This window comes from Rhabdothermincola sp. (assembly GCF_036846205.1).
Lineage (GTDB): Bacteria > Actinomycetota > Acidimicrobiia > Acidimicrobiales > Acidimicrobilacustridaceae > Rhabdothermincola.
Window position 1 is genome coordinate 1 of the sequence record NZ_DAIUCK010000075.1, and the last position, 16,878, is coordinate 16,878.

Consider the following 16,878-nt stretch of genomic DNA (forward strand, 5'->3'; position numbering starts at 1 on the left):
GTGGTGGTGGGCTGGCGGCCTCGGGCTCGACGTCGTCGTCGTACTCGTCGTCGGGACCCAGCCCGAGGTAGAGCATCGTCTTCTTCCACACGGAAGCCATGGGATCCTCCTGAGCCGCTGCGCACCAGTGTTCCACGCGCGACCCGTCCGACTGCGAACCGGGTCAGGCTAGTGGCCCCGCGGCCTCTCCACGCGCCGGTCGCGGCCCGAAGAGCTCCCGGCCCACCCGCACCATCGTGGTGCCTTCCTCCAGCGCGACCTCCAGGTCAGCCGTCATGCCGATCGACCGCTCGGGGAGACCCAGCTCGTCCGCCAGCGCCACCAGGCGCCGGAACCCCGGGCGAGCCCGCTCCGGCGGGCCCGCGGGCCCCACACCCATCAGCCCCCGGACCTCCAGGCCGAGCTGTGAACACTGGGCGACGAGGCGGGGAGCGTCGTCGATCGGGCATCCGCCCTTCTGAGGCTCCCCCGAGAGGTTCAGCTGGACCAGCACGGCCGCACCGGGCGCACGCCGGGACAGCTCCGCCGCCAGCTCGTCGCGATCGATCGTCTGCCAGCACGAGACCACGGGGGCCAGGGCACGGACCTTGTTCCGCTGGAGGCGCCCGATGAACTGCCACCGGACCTCTCGCGCCAACTCACCGAGCGCGGCGTGCTTGTCGAGGAGCTCCTGCGCATAGTTCTCGCCGATGTCGTGGATCCCGGCCGCGAGCGCCGCTCGCACCGCGCTGACGCCGAACCCCTTGGTCACCGCCACGATGCGCACCTCCCGGTCCGTTTTCGCGGCGATGCGGGAACGGAGCGCGCCCACCCGCGCCGACACCTCCTCCAGGTCGACCTCGGTGCCGCTCATGACCGTCGCTCCATCCACACCGCCAGCGCGTGCCGGCCTGATTCCGCCCGGGCCCGGTGGGAGAACCACCGGTCCCCGCCGCAGGCGGTGCACACGTCCGCGGCGCCGACCAATGCCACGCCGGCCCGGCTGAGCGACGCGGCCACTGCGGTGGGGAGATCGAGCGCCGGGCGGCCGCTCCCGGTCAGGCTCCTGATGCCCGGTCCGAGCGTGCGTACCAGACCGGCGAGGTCGTCGATGCCGAACTCGTAGCACTCCGGATGGATGCACGGCCCCAGGTAGGCGTTGACCGTGACCGCTCCCCTGGCCCGCATCTCGTCCACCGCGGCCCGGAGCACACCACGACTCAACCCTCGCCACCCGGCATGGACCGCGGCGACCACTCCCTCGGGGGACACGAGGGCCACCGGCGCGCAGTCGGCCACGGTCACCGAGGCCACGATCCCTGATGCGCCGGTGACCACGGCATCGGCTTCCGCACCGCACACCTGCCCGGCCGTCGCTGGGTCGTCGATCGCCACGACCGCGGAGCCGTGCACCTGGCGGACCCACGCCCAGGGGAGGTCGAGCACCGACCGGCGGCGGGCTTCGAGCTCCGGTGCGGGCCGGGTGATCGCGAAATCACCGTCGGAGCGCACCGTGAACGACGCCCGGGCCACCTGCCCGCCGGGCAGTGGCACACGCCAGAGCTCGATCACACGCTCGTGGTGGTCGCGCCTACTTCAGGAAGGCGGGCACGTCGAAGTCGTCGTCGCCGCCCTCCAGCCCCAGGTCCTCGTCGTCGCCGCCCCCGGCGAAGACGTCGGTGACGGGGGCCAGGTCCGCGGCCCGGGCCGGCTTGCCCTCGGCGGGCTTGCGATCGGCGTCCCAGCGGTCGAAGCCCGCGGCGATGACCGTGACCCGCACCTCATCGCCCATCTCGTCGTCGATGACGGTGCCGAAGATGATGTTCGCGTCGGGGTGGGCGACCGAGTGGATCACCTCAGCCGCCTCGTTCACCTCGAACAGGCCCAGGTCGCTCCCACCGGCGATGGTGAGCAGGATGCCGCGGGCGCCCTCGATGCTGGCCTCGAGCAGCGGGCTCGAGATGGCGGCTCGGGCCGCGGTGAGGGCCCGCCCCTCACCCGAGCCGTACCCGATGCCCATCAGCGCGGAGCCGGCATCGCTCATGATCATCTTCACGTCGGCGAAGTCGGTGTTGATGAGGCCCGGGGTGGTGATGAGGTCGGTGATGCCCTGCACGCCCTGCAAGAGCACCTCGTCGGCCATCTTGAAGGCATTGAGCACCGAGGTCTTGTCGTTGGAGACGGTGAGCAGCCGATCATTCGGGATCACGATCAGGGTGTCGACCTTCTCTTTCAGGCGCTGGATGCCCGACTCGGCCTGCACGGCGCGCCGGCGGCCCTCGAAGCCGAACGGCCTGGTCACCACACCGATGGTCAGCGCGCCCAGGTTTTTCGCCACCTCCGCGAGCACCGGAGCCGCCCCGGTGCCGGTGCCTCCACCCTTGCCCGCGGTGATGAAGACCATGTCGGCACCCTTGAGGACCTCCTCGAGCTCCTCCTTGTGCGCCTCCGCCGCCTGGCGGCCCACCTCCGGGTCGCTGCCGGCGCCCAAGCCGCGGGTCAACTCCCGGCCGATGTCGACCTTGACGTCGGCGTCACTCATGAGCAGCGCCTGCGCGTCGGTGTTGACCGCGATGAACTCCACGCCCTTCAGGCCGGCATCGATCATGCGGTTGACGGCATTGACCCCACCGCCGCCGACCCCGACGACCTTGATGACCGCGAGGTAGTTCTGCGGAGAACCGGCCATGGCGTTCGTCACCTCCGATTGGGGAGCGCTCGGCTCCACTTTGCTCTTCCTTCGTCGCGACGTGGTGGATGGCGTCCGGTCGCTCGGCCCGCCCCGCGGATCCGAGTAGGGCGACACGTCGAAGAGGCGATCAGCCATGGGGACGCCGCCGGGAGCATGCCCTCGACCAGGCGGGCACAACTCTCAACCTGAGGTCGAGGGTTATGTCAACCTCAGATTTCGGTTGATACTGTACGTCCGGCGAGGGCGGCAGGTCAACCACCGCTGGCTCCCTTCTCGCACGCGCGGTCGCGGGTGATCACCGGCCGGTCGGGCACCCGGACGTCCAGCGTCGCCAGGCAACGGTCGTCCACCTGACCGAACACCGTGCGTAGCGCGAGCACCTTGTCCTCCACCTCGGTCGCCGGGCCGAAGAGCACCTCCCCCGAGGGCAGGACCCGCAGCCGGACCGCGCCGTCGGCCCCCACGACCACCGCCGAGACCCGACTACGGACCCCAGGTGTCAGCGACCGGGCGACAGCCAGCGCCTGATCCGCCGGCCCGCCGAGCCGCTCGCCCACCGGAGCGGCGACCACCCCTTCCAGCACCAGCCAGCCAGGCTCGGCCAGCGGTCCCAGGACCCGACCCTCGGTGTCGACCAGCAACCAGCCCCCGGCGGCCCGATTCTCGACCGCGGCGAGTGGCTGGCGTTCGGTCACCTGGATGGTGACCGTGCCCGACCACGCCACCTGCACGGTCGCGTCGGCGACCCAGGGCAGCGCCAGCAGCCGATCGCGGATCGCCGCGGCGTCGAGGTCGACGAGCTGGTCGCCCGGGGCCACCCCGGCGGCCTCGCGGATCTGCTCCTCCGTGACGTGCTCGCCGCTCTCGATGCGCACTGCGTCGACGTCGAGCAGCGCGGTGCGCGACGCGAACCAGGCGGCCGCTCCCAGGCATCCAACGACCAATGCCAACAGCAGCCATCGGCGGCGGCGCCGGCCGCGATCGCGCTCGACCTGTTCCCGGCGAGCAGCGATCCGGGGGTCGACGGCGACGGGCGAGGGCTGCTCCATGGTTCGTGCGCTCATCAGGCACCGTCCCAGGGCGTGGGATCGAAGCCGACGAGGCGGGTCTCAGGCCGGAGGCGAATCCCCGAATGCCGCTCGACCCGCGCCCTGACCTCCCGCATCAGCCGCTCGATGTCATCGGCGGACCCCCCCTCGTCCGCCTGGATGAAGTTGGCGTGCTTCTCCGACACCCGGGCGCTGCCCATTCTCAGGCCGCGGCACCCGGCGGCGTCGATGAGCCGCCCCGCTGAGTCTCCCTCGGGGTTGACGAATACCGACCCCGCGTTCGCACCCCCCGGCTGGTGCTCCCGCCGCCAGCGGACCACCTCGGCGATCAGCTCCTCGGAGATCGCAACGTCCCCGGGTGCCAGCTGCAACTCGGCCCACAGGACCAGCTGCGACGCGGTGATGCACGAGTGGCGGAACGCGAGTCCGAGGCGGTCGGCGGGCACGACCTCATCCTCCCCCGTGGCGAGATCGAACCGGCGGACCCTCGACAGCACCGCCGCCATGTCGGAACCGTGCCCGCCGGCGTTCATACGCACCGCGCCGCCGATTGAACCTGGCACCCCCACCGCCCACTCGAAGCCGGTCAACCCGCACGCCGCGCTCCGGCGGGCCACCACCGGCAGCAGCGCTCCGCCGCCGGCGCGCACAACGGCCCCGTTGATGTCGATCGTCGAGAACGCCTCCCCCAACACCACCGCCAGCCCTTGGAAACCTCCGTCCGCGACGAGGAGATTCGACCCGTTGCCCACGACCAGGACCTCGACCCCCGTCTCTCGCACCACGGTGGACACGGTCCGGAGGTGCTCCTCGCGCTCGACCCGGACCAGCACCGCCGCGGCCCCACCAACCCGGTAGGTGGTCATCGGCCCCAGCGGCACGTCGCGCTGCCCCAGCGGACCGAGCATCGTCGCCGCCCGCTCCACCGCGGCCGTACGGCCGGACCTCACCTCGACCAGGCCTCCCGCAACTCGTCCGGGACCGAGGTCACATCACCCGCCCCGAGGGTCAGGCACAGGTCCCCGGGCCGCAACTCCTGCTCGAGGAACGCCACGACGTCGGACCGACGCGGCAGGTACACGACCCGGGCCCACGGGTGGGCGTCGAGCACCGCGTGAACGAGCAGCTTGCCCGACACCCCCGGTCTCGGCGCCTCGCCCGCGGCGTAGACGTCGGTCAGCACGAGGACGTCGGACTCGACGAACGCGTCGGCGAAGTCCTGCCACAGCGCGGCCGTGCGGCTGTAGCGGTGCGGCTGGAAGACGCAGACGATCCGGCTCCAGTCACCGTCGCGGGCAGCTGCCAGCGCGGCCCGTACTTCCGATGGGAGGTGGGCATAGTCGTCGATGAACGTCACGCCCCGAACCTCCCCCCGGTGCTCGAACCGTCGGGCCACACCCGCGAACCGCCCCAGGGCGTCAGCCGCTGGCTCGAACGCGGCTCCGAGCAGGAGGCTGGTCACCAGCGCGGCACAGGCATTGCGGGCATTGTGCGCGCCGGGTATGGGCAGATGCACCTTCCCCACCACCTGCTCGCCCGCACAGAGCACGAACGTCGACCCGACCCCCGTGGACACGAGATCGACCATCCGCCAGTCGGCGTGCTCGGCGACGCCGTAGGTGGTCGCGCCGCACGACCGGCCCAGCCGGAACGCCACCGGATCGTCGGCGCAGACGATCCGTGGCCCGCCGGTCTGTGCGAGGAAGCGCCCGAAGGCATCTTGCATCGCCTCCACCGAGCCGTAGAACTCCAGGTGATCGGGCTCGACGTTGGTCACCACCGCGGCCTGGCGCGGCAGCTCGAGGAACGTCCCATCGCTCTCGTCGGCCTCGACGACGAACCAGTCCCCCCTGTCCCAGACCGCCCCGCTGCCGATCTCGTTGACGTCCCCGCCGATGATGAACGACGGGCGCAACCCGGCGGCACGGAGCGCCAGTGCCAGCATGGAAGAAGTCGTGGTCTTGCCATGCGTGCCCGCCACTGCGACGCTTCGCCGGGTCGCGGCGATGGCCGCCAGGATCTCCGCCCGCCGCAGCACCGGGATCCCGCGCTCGCGGGCCACCCGGACCTCGAGGTTGGAGTCGGGCACCGCGCTCGACACCGCCACGTACCCGACGTCGGGCGACAGGTTCTCGGGCGCATGCCCGATGTGCACGTCGATGCCCATCGCCCGCAGCCGCTCCAGACCGGACGACGCCTTGAGGTCGCTGCCCGACACCCGGTGCCCCATGCCCGCGAGCACCGTGGCGATAGCGCTCATGCCGGCACCGCCGATGCCCACCACATGGATCGACGTCTTCACGGTGAGGTCCGGGCGGGGCAGGTCAGCCACGGGCGTGCTCCTCCACCAGGTCGGCGACCCGTTCGGCGGCATCCGGCCGGGCCAGCGAGCGCGCCGCCCGACCCATCCGAGCGACCCGCTGCGGATCGGCCAGCAGGGTTTCGAGCTCCCGCACCAGCCGCTGCGGGCTGAGCTGGTCGTCAGGGACGAGGACCGCTGCCCCTGCGGCGACCAGCGCGGCTGCGTTGGCCGTCTGGTGATCACGCGGGGCGATCGGGAGTGGGACGAGGATGGCCGCCCGCCCCACCTCGGCCAGCTCGGCGACGGTGGTACCTCCCGAGCGCGCGATCGCGAGGTCCGCGGCGACGAGCAGCTCGGCCATGCGGTCTTCGTAGCGCACCGGCTGGTAGACGAGGCCATCGGCGGGGAGATCCGGTACCTGGTGGCCGAACTCCTCCCAGTCCCGGCTGCCGATGACGTGGCGGATCGCCAGGTCACGGCGGGAGGCCAGCCCGGGGATCGCCCCACGGACCGCGGTGTTGATCGATCGGGCCCCGAGCGAACCGCTGAACACGGCCACCACCGTCCGGTCAACCGGCAGCCCCAGGGCCCGGCGGGAGCCGGCGCGGTCGTTCGCGGCAGCAGCCGCCAGCACCTCGGCCCGCACCGGGTTGCCGGTCACCACCCGCCGGGGCAGATCGGTCCCGGGGAACGGGACGGCGCATGCCGCGGCGAACCGCCCGGCCAGTCGGTTGGCCGCACCGGCGCGGGCGTTCTGCTCCATCACCACGATCGGCACCCGGTTGAGGATGGCGCCGGCTACGCAGGCGACGCTCGCATACCCACCCAGCACCACCACCACCCGGGGCCGCAGGCGACGCACGAGGCGGACACCAGCGAGCATCGCCCGCAACAAGCCGCCGACCGCGGCGACGTTCTCTATCGTGATACGCCGCTGCAGCCCCCGACCCGGCAACGCGACGAGGGGGAAGCCTGCCTCGGGCACGAGCCGGGTCTCGATGCCCCGGGTACTGCCGACGAACTGGATGCTGCCGGGCGGATGACCACGTTCCACCAGCGCCCGGGCCAGCGCGATCCCGGGCAGGACGTGCCCAGCAGTCCCACCGCCCGCGATCACCGCGAAGGTCATCGTGCCTGGCGAGCGATGTTGAGCAAGACGCCTGAGGCGGCCATCAGCACCAGCAGCGACGAGCCGCCGAAGGAGACGAACGGCAAGGGGACTCCGGTGATCGGCAGCGCGCCCACCACCGCGCCGATGTTCACGAAGGCTTGAACGAGGATCCAGGCCGTGACGCCGGTGGCGACCAACATGCCGAACCGATCGGGGGCCCGTAGGGCGGTTCGGATCCCGAGCACCCCCAAGGCCACGAACAGGGAGACGACGGTGAACGCGCCGAGCAGCCCGAGCTCCTCGCTGATGATGGCGAAGATGAAGTCGGTGTGGGGGAACGGCAGGAAGCCCCACTTCGCCCGACCTTCACCCAACCCCACACCGGTGAGGCCGCCACTGGCGATGCTCACCTGTGACTGGATCGTCTGGTAACCGGTGTTGAACGGGTCGGCCCACGGGTCGCGGAACGCCATGAGCCGCCGGTAGCGGTACGGCTCGAGCACCGCGGCGATGACGGCGAGCCCAGCGCCGGCGGCGACCACCTTGGCGAGTGGGCGGAGGGGGACCCCGGCGACGAAGAGCATCACGAAGACGACGACCCCGAGGATGATCGTGGTGCCCAGGTTGGGCTGCAGCATGAACAGGACCGCGACCACGGCGAACACCGCCACCACTGGTCGCAGGGACAGGCGGGTGTCGCCGATGCGATCGGCGCGCCGAGCGAGGAGGTCGGCCACGAAGAGGATGACCGCCAGCTTGGCGAACTCGGACGGTTGGATGCGCACCGCCCCGTAGCCCAACCAGCGCGACGAGCCGTTCACATTCACCCCGAGGCCCGGGACCAGCACCAGCGCCAGGAGCACGATGGCGCCGATCAGGATCGGGCGGGTGTGCCGGCGCCACCAGTGGTAGTCCACCCGCATCGCCACCAGGAGGGCCACCGAACCGAGCAGCAGCCACAGGAACTGACGCTGGAACTGGTACCAGGCCGAGCCGTACTCGTAGTAGGAGCTCACTGCGGAGGCGGAGAGCACCATCAGGAGCCCGATCAGATTCAGGATCACGACCAGCGAGAAGATGGCAAGGAACAGGTTGGAGCGCTTCCCCACCGGCCGGCTCGGCCGCCGCGGGACCTTCGTGGAGCGCTGGGCCGGCCGTGGCCGCGACGTGCGGATCGCGGTGGTCACCGCCGCACCTCCATCGCTCGGGAGCCGACCATGGCCCTGACCGCATCCTGGAAGGCCGCTCCCCGCTCGTGGTAGGAGCCGAACCAGTCGAACGACGCGCAGCCCGGCGAGAGCAGGACCACGTCGCCGGGGCGGGCCAGCTCGGCCGCTCTCGCCACCACGTCCTCGATGCCGGTGTCGACTTCGACCACCGGACAGATGGCCGCGAACACCCCGCGAACCTCGGGGGCGGCCTCACCCATCGCCACCACGGCCCGGAGCCGGGGGCCGGCTTCGGCCATGGCAGCGAGGTCGAGGCCTTTGTTTCGGCCACCCGCGATCAAGACCACGGACTCGAACCCCGAGACCGCCGCCACCGTCGCGTGGGGCACGGTGGCCTTCGAGTCGTCGTACCACCGCACGCCGGTCCACTCCCCCACCAGCTCGACCCGGTGGGGCAGGCCGCGGAAGTCGCGGAGCACCTCACGGACGGCGTCGATCGCCGCTCCGGCTGCCAACGCGGTGGCTGCCGCGGCGAGGGCGTTGGTCACGTCGTGCGGGAGTGCCCGCCCGAGCTCGCCCACGGCCAGCAGCACCTCGCCGTCCTCGGTGACGAGCTGCTCTCCGATCACCCGGAACCCGGCCGGCTCGCGGACACCGAAGGTGATCGCGCCGCCAGGGGGCAGGTGGCGCATGACCACCGGATCGTCGGCGTTGGCCACCGCGGTCGCTCCGGGAGAGAGGTGCGCCCACAGGCGGGCCTTCGCGGCCTCGTATGCGCCGAGCGACGCGTGCACGTCGAGGTGATCGGGCGCGAAGTTCAACCACGTCGCCACCTGCGGGACGATCCGCTGGGTGTGGCCCAGCCGGAACGACGATGCTTCCACCACGAACACGTCCGCCTCGGCATCGGCGATGGCGGCCACGAGTGGAATGTCGGTGTTTCCCGCGAGCACGGCCCGCCGACCGGACGCGCTGAGCATGGCGGCCACCATGGTGGTGACGGTGGTCTTGCCGTCGGTCCCCGTGACGGCGACGACCGGTCGCGCATCCCATTCCCGCGCCAGATCGAACTCGCTCATGAGCGGTACGCCCTCCTCGGAGGCGATCCGCATGAGCGGATGGCGCTCCGGGATACCTGGGCTGGGGAAGACCGCGTCGACGACCCCGACGATGCGTCGCAGGGTGGCGTCATCGGGTGCGTCCAGCAGCTCCACGCCGAGCAATTCTGCTAGTGAGCGACCAGCCGCTGAGGGATGGTCGTCGGCGGCCAGGACCTGCACCCCGTGCTCGGCGAGCGCGCGGGCCACCGCCCGACCGGTGACTCCGAGCCCGTAGACGAGGGCCACCCGGGGCACGCTCACTCCAGCACCCCCGGCACCGAGAGGAAGTCGGCGTAGAACAGCCCGATCGCGAGGCCGGTGCACAACCCGGCAACGATCCAGAGACGGATGATCACCGTGGTCTCCGGCCAGCCGCCCAACTCGAAGTGGTGGTGGATCGGCGCCATCCGGAAGATCCGACGACCACCCAGCAACCGGAAGGTGCCGACCTGCAGGATGACCGACAAGGTCTCGATCACGAACAGCCCGGCGATCACGGGGAGCAGCAACACGGTGTTCGTCCCCAGGGCCAGGGTGGCCAGCGCCGCGCCGATGGCCAGCGAACCGGTGTCGCCCATGAAGATCTGCGCCGGCGCCGCGTTCCACCACAGGAATCCCACACAGGCACCGAGCATCGAGGCCGAGATCACGCCGAGGTCGAGGTAGCTGTGGTCGCCGTAGATCTCCTCGTGGCGGAACCCGACGAAACAGATGACCACGAACGCCGCGAAGCTGAAGATGGCGGTGCCGGCCGCCAGCCCGTCGAGCCCATCGGTCAGATTGACCGCGTTGGTGGTGGCGAGGATGAGCAGGATCGCCATGGCGGACCACCCCAGCCGGCCGAGGTCGACACCGGGCGAGTCGTAGCGGGTGAACGACAGCGTGGTCGCCACGTTGGTCTGGTCGAGGACCAGCACGACGAAGACCACGGCCACCACGAGGAGCCCGATCATCTTCGTCCGCTTGTTCAGGCCGAGGTTCCGAGCTCTGAAGACTTTGAGGCCGTCGTCGATGAGGCCCACGAGCGCGGCGAGGCCGATGGTGAACATGATGATGATCCCGCGGCGGGTGAACGTCCCGCCGAAGAGGTCGCTGACCAGCCAGCCGAGCCCGGCTGCGCCGACTACCGCCAGACCACCCATCGTCGGCGTGCCGGCCTTGGTGACGTGCCCCGACGGCCCGTCCTCACGGATCGGCTGCCCGATGCCGCGAGCCCGGAGGAACGAGATCAGCAGCCGGGTGCCGAACAAGGACAGCGCCATGGCGATGGCAGCCGCCGCGATCAGCCGGACCACGCTTCACCTCGCTCCCTGCCGATCCGGCGCAGCTCCTCCCGGGCCACCTCCCGATCGTCGAAAGGCACCGGATCGGAACCCAGGGTGATGGTCCGTTCGTGGCCCTTGCCCGCGACCACCACCACGTCACCGGGCTGCGCCGCCTCGAGCGCCCCGGCGATGGCGGCTCGACGATCCGGCTCCACCACGAGCTGGGCGGCGCGGCGCTCGACGGCCCGGTCGAACCCTTCTCTGATCGCGTCGATGATCGCTCCAGTCTGCTCGCCCCGGGAGTTGTCGGCCGTCAGCACTACCCGATCGGCGAGCCGGGCCGCCACCTCGCCCATCGCCGGCCGCTTGCCCGGGTCCCGCTGGCCGCCGCAGCCGAACACCACCACCAGCGAGCCTCCCGCTCTGATCAGGCCACGTGCGGTGCCGAGCACCTGCTCGAGGCCGTCAGGGGTGTGGGCGAAGTCGACCACGACACTGAACGGCTGGCCCTCATCGACGACCTCGAACCGGCCGGGCACCACGAGCGGCTGGCTGAGGCCGCGGGCGATGACCGCCTCGTCGAGGCCCAGCACCAGGCCGGCCCCGGCAGCCGCCAAGGCGTTGGAGACGTTGAAGGCGCCGACAAGGGGGAGGCGGACGAGCTGCCCGCGCCAGCGGAAGGTCGAGCCGCGGAGGCCGAGCTCGAGCTCCTCCACGTCGCCGAGCGAGTAGCCCGTCACCGGGATCTCGGACGCGTCGCGCAGCAGCCTCCCGTGGGGGCTGTCCAGGTTCACCACCGCGACCTCGGACAGCTCGGGGCGGAACAGCCGGGCCTTGGCCTCGAAGTAGGCCTCGACCGTGTGGTGGAAGTCGAGGTGGTCACGGCTGAGGTTGGTGAACACCGCGACCCGGAAGTGCATCCCCGACACTCGCTCCAGCGTGAGGGCGTGCGAGGAGACCTCCATCGCCACGCTGTCGACCCCGCCATCGCGCCAGGCCGCGAGCTGCTCCTGGAGGTCGGGCGACTCGGGCGTGGTCCGCTCACCGGTGAGGGTGCCCAGGATCTCGACGGATCGTCGAGCCTCACGAAGGACGTTGGCGAGCAGCGCGACGGTGGTTGTCTTGCCGTTCGTACCGGTCACCCCCACGACGTCCATCGAGCGGGACGGGTGCCCCCAGAACGTCGCGGCGGCGAGCCCCATCGCCCGTCGCGAGTCGCACACCCGTACCACCGGCACCGGGGCGCCGGGCCTCACCGGGCGCTCGACCACCAGCGCGGCCGCTCCCTTCCCCACGGCCTCCGCCGCGAACGCATGGCCATCGAAGGACGCGCCAGGGATGCAGCAGAACAGGCTCCCCGGCTCCACCCGCCGCGAGTCGTAGTCCACACGGGTGATCTCGACCGACAGATCGCCTTCCGTCCCGCTCGGGTCGAGCTCGCCGATGACCTCAGCGAGGCGCACCGACCGCCACCTCGCGCCCGGCGGGGGAAGCCACCGGCAGATCCGCGGTCGGCCCTCGGACCTTGCCCTCCGGGGTGCGGGCCGACCGCTCGCCGACCGGGGTTCCTCCGGCGGGGACATCCGTGGCGGGGGGCGCGATCGACAGTTCCCGGAGCGCGAAGGTGGCGATCTTCGACCACGCCGGTGCCGCGACCATGCCACCGGTGTAGCCCCCGGCTCGAGGCTCGTCGATGATGACGATGATCGACAGCGCTGGGCGCTCCGCCGGCACGAACCCGACGAAGGTCGACTGGTATTGCGTCACCCCGTTCTGGTCCACGTAGCCGCCGCCGGGTTGGGGCTTGCGCGAGGTGCCCGTTTTGCCCGCCGGCGTATAGCCGTGCACCTGGGCCAACTTGCCCGTGCCGTCGGCGACCACCCGTCGCAGCATCACGTTCATCATGTCGGCGACCGGCTGGGAGAGCACCCGGTGCCCCTCCTCGACCGGGAGCGGGTGCTCGTTACCGTCGGCATCGATCGTCGATCGCACCAGGCTGGGTGGCACGTACACACCCCGGTTGGCGATCGTGTTGTAGGCGAGGAGCATCTGCAGCGGGGTCACGGACACACCTTGGCCGATGGGCACCGTGCCCATCGAAGTCGCCCACCACTGGTCCGGGTTGCTCGGGTCGGGCACCCGCCCGGACTGTTCGTTCGGGAAGCCGAGGGACGTCGGCTGCCCGAAGCCGTACGCCAGCAGCGCCCGGTGGAGCCGGTCCTTGCCGAGCTGCTGAGCGATCTTGATCGTCCCGATGTTGGACGAGTGGGCGAGCACCTCGGCGACGCTCCAGGTCACCGTGCCGTGCGGCTCGGCGTCCTGGAAGGTGGCGTCTCCGACCTTCAGCGTAGGTGGAACCTGCACCATCGTGTCGGGCGACACCAACCCGGCTTCGATCGCCGCGGAGACCGTCACCATCTTCATGACCGAGCCCGGCTCGTAGACCGTGGTCAGCGCGGCGTTGTTGGTACCTGGCACCACGTCGCCGGTCTCGGGGTCCGCGACCATGTTGGCCATCGCCAGAATCTCGCCGGTCTCGGGGCGGCTGACGATGGCGATCGCGCTCTTGGCCTTGTTCGCCGCGACCTGCTCGGCGAGCACCTGCTCGGTCTCGTACTGCAGGGAGCGGTCGAGGGTCAGCACCAGGTCCTGGCCCTTCACCGCCGGCACCTGGTGGTGCTCGCCGAGGGCGATCGTGCGGCCCGCAGGGCTCCGCTCGAACACCATCTTCCCGGGAGTCCCCGTGAGCTGGTCACCGTAGAGCGCCTCGAGGCCGGAGATGCCCACGTTGTCGACATCGGTCGTGCCGAGGATCGAGCGTGCCATGTCGCCCGCGGGGTGGAAGCGCTCCGGCTCCTCCAGGAGTCCGACGCCGGGCAGACCGAGCGCTTCGACCCGATCGGCCACCTCTGCGGGCACCTTGCGGGCCACGTACGCGAACCGCCCCTCCGTCGTCATCCGCTTCTCGATGTCGGCCGGGTCCATGCCCAGGGCATCGGCGAGCTGCGCGGCCGAACCGCTCGGATCGTCGATCAGCGTCGGATCGACGAAGACCGACCTGGCGGGGCGGGACATGGCCAGCTCGACGCCGTTGCGGTCGTAGATCGTGCCTCGCTCCGCCGCGATCGCCTGGACGAACGTTCGCTGCTCGATCCCCACCTCCCGGTAGCGATCGGGGTTGATGACCTGCAGGTCGGTGATCTTGACCAGCAGGAAGGCGAACCCGGCGACCAGCGCACCCAGCAGCCACAGGAATCGCACCCGGTGATCGAGCCGGATGGTGGCGGTCATCGACCGGTGCCGGTCTTCGCCGGTGCCCGAGCGGCAGCGGTCGCCGGGGTCGTGGTGGCGGTCGAGCGCGAGCGGGGCGGTGTGGTCGTGGTCGTCGAGCGCGGCCGCGGCGAGGTGGTGGTCGTCGTCGGGGCAGGGTCCGGCTGCTGGTACGACGCCGCCGCGTCGTCGCCGGGCGAAGGTTCGAGGTAGGTGACCGCGCCGGGGCTGATCATGCCGAGGTCGCGGGCCGCGGTGGTGATCCGCTGAGGCGAGCGGAGCTCGACCAGCGCGAGAGCGAGGTCACGCTGGCGGATCTGCTCCTCCCGGATGCGCCCGTTCAGGTCGTCGAGGGTGCCCTGCTCCTTGATGATGACGGTCTGGAAGGCCGCGAGGGCGAACATGGCCACGAACAGCAACGTGCCAGCGATGGTGCCCACCCGGCCCGGTCGAAGGCGCCGCAGCTCGCCGGGCTCGACGACCCGCAGCGGCGGTCGGGAGCGAGCCTGCTCGCGGGCCGGCGCTCGGCGGGGGGCGGCAGCCGCGGTGCCGGTACGGGGGCTCACGCCGCCACCTCTGCCAGCTTCTCCGCCGCCCGGAGCCGGGCGCTGGCCGACCGCGGGTTGGCCTCGACCTCGCTCGCAGAGGGCTTCCGCGCCCCCCGGCGGAGCAGACGCACCCGGGCCCGAGCCCCGCACACGCAGGGCAGCGCCGGCGGGCAGGTGCACCCCCCGGTCGCCGCCTCCTCGAAGACTCCCTTGACCAGGCGGTCCTCACCCGAGTGGTAGGAGATCACCACGCACCGCCCGCCGGGCGCCAGCACGTCGATGGCCTGCCAGAGCGCTCGGCCCAACACCTCCAGCTCGTCGTTGACCTCGATGCGAACAGCCTGGAAGGTGCGCTTCGCCGGATGGCCGCCACGCCGGCGCGCCGGCGCAGGAATAGCGTCACGCACCACCTCGGCGAGCTGGGTGGTCGTGGACAGCGGGCGTGCGGCCACGATCGCCGCGGCGATCCGCCTCGCGTACCGCTCGTCGCCGTACTGTGCGAGGATCCGCGCCAGCTGCTGCTCGTCGTAGGTGTTCACGACCTCGGCCGCGGTGCGGGTCGTGGTGCGATCCATCCGCATGTCGAGCGGCGCGTCGTGGCGGTAGCTGAAACCCCGCTCGGGACGGTCGAGCTGTGGCGAGCTCACGCCCAGGTCGAACAACACTCCGGTCACCGGCCCGATGGCCTCGTCAGCCACCACGTCGCTCAGCGCATCGAAGCGGGCCTTGCGCAGGCGCACTCGCTCTCCGGCGAAAGCGAGGGTCCGGCCAGCAGCCTCGAGGGCGTCGTCGTCCCGGTCGAGGCCCAGCACCCGGACCCGGCTGTCCCCCTCGAGCAGCACCCTCGTGTGACCCCCTCCCCCGACGGTGCAGTCGACCACCCATCCGGTCGGAACGGACGCGAACAGTGCGGCGACTTCGCGGACCATAACGGGTTCGTGGCCGAAGCTGGTGGATTTCCCCGGCATGCGGTGTCCTTCCATGCCCGCAACGTTCGCTTCGGTGAACCTCGGTGGTCGCTCATCCGCAGCCCCCCGGCAGGCGGGCGCACGTCGGGATGTCTCCCCCGATCGAGCTGGATGGGAAGCGGGCGGAGTAGGGGCCTTCCATCTGCCCGCCGGGAGGCTGCGCATGAGCGATGTGCGAGGTCGGGTCGTGCTCGTTCGAATCGATCCTTTCCGTTCGGAGTGGTGGTTCGTCTCCTCTTCTCGGTGTGGTCGGTGGTGGCTCCGCATGGCCGCCTCACAGGCCGAGGGCACGGACGGCCTGGCTCAGGCTGCCGTCGGCCTGGTTCGCGACCTCGGCCCAGCGGGCCGCGTCCCAGATCTCGATCCGGTCGATCGCGCCGATGACGACCGCGTCACGGCTGAGACCGGCGAAGTCCCGCAGCCGCTGAGGGATGGTGATGCGCCCTTGCGCGTCGGGACGCACCTCGTGGGCGTTGGCCGCGAAAGCCCGCAGAGCCTCCTGCGGCGCCAGGCCGTCGCGGATCTTGTCCTTGAGGCGGCTCGAGACTTCCCGGAAGCCCTCTTCGGTCCACAGGCCGAGACAGGCGTCGAACTGGGAGAGGAAGCCCTTGTCGGCGAGGTGGCTGCGGAACGTCGACGGCAGCACGATGCGGCCCTTCTCGTCGAGCGAGTGCTCAAACGTTCCGACGAACACGCTGCCTTCCCCGCTGCCCTCATGTGGACCCGTCCCCCTCCGGGACTCCCCTACACCCCACTGTGCTCCACTTTATGACACTTCCCTCCACCGGTCAACCGCGGCGCGCCCACGGTGGTTCGTCAGGGATGACGGCTCTCCCAGGTTCAGGGGAAGAGGGTCTGATCAGCGAGGCAGGGCCGCAACGAGGGCCTCGACGACCTCGTCAGGCCCGGCCCCGACGGTGCCCACCTCGATGCGATCGAGCGCGGCGGCGTCGGCCGGATCGCTCAGGACCGGCGCCAACAGCTGCCGATACCAGCTCGCCCGCCACTGCCGGTGGATGAGGCATTGGAACCGCGCCCCAGCACGGGTCCGCCGTTGGGCGAGACCGACCAGCTTCGCCTCACCGGCCACCACCTCGCCGGGCACCAACCCGCCGAAGCACACCGCCCGCCCGAGCCTGGTGCGACAGCGCGGGCCGCCACCCACCACCGCGCCGTCCACTCCGAGGGATGCGAGAGCTCGAACCCACGCCACGCCTAGCCAGCCGAACGAGGCCCCGACATCGTCGTTCCAGAGCGGATCTCCAGCGGGCAGCAGCACGTCGACCCAGACGTGCTCCGACGGAACGAGCAACACCGCCCCACCACCGCTGCGCCGCCGGACCACCGCCACCCCCATCTGGCGCGCCGCGCTGCGGTCCGCAACGCCGTCGGTCTGGGTGCTGCCGAGCACCAGCGCGGGTCCGG

Annotated in this window: 16 protein-coding genes; all 16 read right to left on the reverse strand. The window is 71.2% G+C overall.

Annotated features, from left to right (window positions below; genetic code table 11):
• Positions 1-163: 163 nt before the first annotated feature.
• A complete protein-coding gene (locus tag V7004_RS11280; protein WP_334144056.1) occupies positions 164-853 on the reverse strand; it encodes a YggS family pyridoxal phosphate-dependent enzyme in 690 nt (229 codons plus the stop codon).
• Positions 850-1,551 (reverse strand): polyphenol oxidase family protein, encoded by a 702-nt coding sequence (locus V7004_RS11285; protein ID WP_334144058.1) that lies wholly within the window; start codon positions 1,549-1,551, stop codon positions 850-852. Before V7004_RS11285 ends, V7004_RS11280 begins: the two co-directional genes overlap by 4 nt.
• A 19-nt stretch (positions 1,552-1,570) precedes the next feature.
• On the reverse strand, positions 1,571-2,668 hold the full coding sequence (gene ftsZ / locus V7004_RS11290; RefSeq protein ID WP_208027990.1) for a cell division protein FtsZ: 1,098 nt from the start codon (positions 2,666-2,668) through the stop codon (positions 1,571-1,573).
• Between the two features lie 254 nt (positions 2,669-2,922).
• Entirely contained in the window at positions 2,923-3,735 is an 813-nt protein-coding gene (locus V7004_RS11295) for a cell division protein FtsQ/DivIB (protein ID WP_334144061.1), read from the reverse strand.
• Positions 3,735-4,670 (reverse strand): UDP-N-acetylmuramate dehydrogenase, encoded by a 936-nt coding sequence (gene murB / locus V7004_RS11300; protein WP_334144062.1) that lies wholly within the window; start codon positions 4,668-4,670, stop codon positions 3,735-3,737. Before murB ends, V7004_RS11295 begins: the two co-directional genes overlap by 1 nt.
• Complete coding sequence (gene murC / locus V7004_RS11305) at positions 4,667-6,052, reverse strand: UDP-N-acetylmuramate--L-alanine ligase (RefSeq protein WP_334144064.1); 1,386 nt, start codon at positions 6,050-6,052, stop codon at positions 4,667-4,669. The genes murB and murC overlap by 4 nt, the downstream gene beginning before the upstream one ends.
• A complete protein-coding gene (murG, locus tag V7004_RS11310) occupies positions 6,045-7,151 on the reverse strand; it encodes an undecaprenyldiphospho-muramoylpentapeptide beta-N-acetylglucosaminyltransferase (RefSeq protein ID WP_334144065.1) in 1,107 nt (368 codons plus the stop codon). The genes murC and murG overlap by 8 nt, the downstream gene beginning before the upstream one ends.
• Positions 7,148-8,320, reverse strand: a complete 1,173-nt coding sequence (gene ftsW, locus V7004_RS11315) for a putative lipid II flippase FtsW (RefSeq protein ID WP_334144066.1) — start codon at positions 8,318-8,320, stop codon at positions 7,148-7,150. The genes murG and ftsW overlap by 4 nt, the downstream gene beginning before the upstream one ends.
• Positions 8,317-9,663: a UDP-N-acetylmuramoyl-L-alanine--D-glutamate ligase gene (murD, locus tag V7004_RS11320; protein ID WP_334144067.1), complete on the reverse strand. Its 1,347-nt coding sequence runs from the start codon at positions 9,661-9,663 to the stop codon at positions 8,317-8,319. The genes ftsW and murD overlap by 4 nt, the downstream gene beginning before the upstream one ends.
• The gene (gene mraY, locus V7004_RS11325; protein ID WP_442968048.1) at positions 9,660-10,664 is read right to left on the reverse strand and encodes a phospho-N-acetylmuramoyl-pentapeptide-transferase; all 1,005 of its coding nucleotides are present in this window, start codon (positions 10,662-10,664) and stop codon (positions 9,660-9,662) included. The genes murD and mraY overlap by 4 nt, the downstream gene beginning before the upstream one ends.
• Before the next feature lie 20 nt (positions 10,665-10,684).
• Positions 10,685-12,130 carry a UDP-N-acetylmuramoyl-L-alanyl-D-glutamate--2,6-diaminopimelate ligase gene (locus tag V7004_RS11330; protein WP_334144069.1) on the reverse strand — a complete coding sequence of 482 codons (1,446 nt, stop codon included), beginning with the start codon at positions 12,128-12,130 and terminating at the stop codon, positions 10,685-10,687.
• A complete protein-coding gene (locus V7004_RS11335) occupies positions 12,117-13,958 on the reverse strand; it encodes a peptidoglycan D,D-transpeptidase FtsI family protein (protein WP_334144070.1) in 1,842 nt (613 codons plus the stop codon). Before V7004_RS11335 ends, V7004_RS11330 begins: the two co-directional genes overlap by 14 nt.
• Positions 13,955-14,503, reverse strand: a complete 549-nt coding sequence (locus tag V7004_RS11340; RefSeq protein WP_334144071.1) for a hypothetical protein — start codon at positions 14,501-14,503, stop codon at positions 13,955-13,957. The genes V7004_RS11335 and V7004_RS11340 overlap by 4 nt, the downstream gene beginning before the upstream one ends.
• Positions 14,500-15,453: a 16S rRNA (cytosine(1402)-N(4))-methyltransferase RsmH gene (rsmH, locus tag V7004_RS11345; RefSeq protein ID WP_442968049.1), complete on the reverse strand. Its 954-nt coding sequence runs from the start codon at positions 15,451-15,453 to the stop codon at positions 14,500-14,502. Before rsmH ends, V7004_RS11340 begins: the two co-directional genes overlap by 4 nt.
• Positions 15,454-15,727: 274 nt before the next feature.
• Positions 15,728-16,147: a division/cell wall cluster transcriptional repressor MraZ gene (locus V7004_RS11350; protein WP_334144073.1), complete on the reverse strand. Its 420-nt coding sequence runs from the start codon at positions 16,145-16,147 to the stop codon at positions 15,728-15,730.
• Positions 16,148-16,312: 165 nt separating this feature from the next.
• On the reverse strand, positions 16,313-16,878 hold a 566-nt coding region (locus V7004_RS11355; protein ID WP_334144074.1), incomplete at its 5' end, for a lipoyl protein ligase domain-containing protein.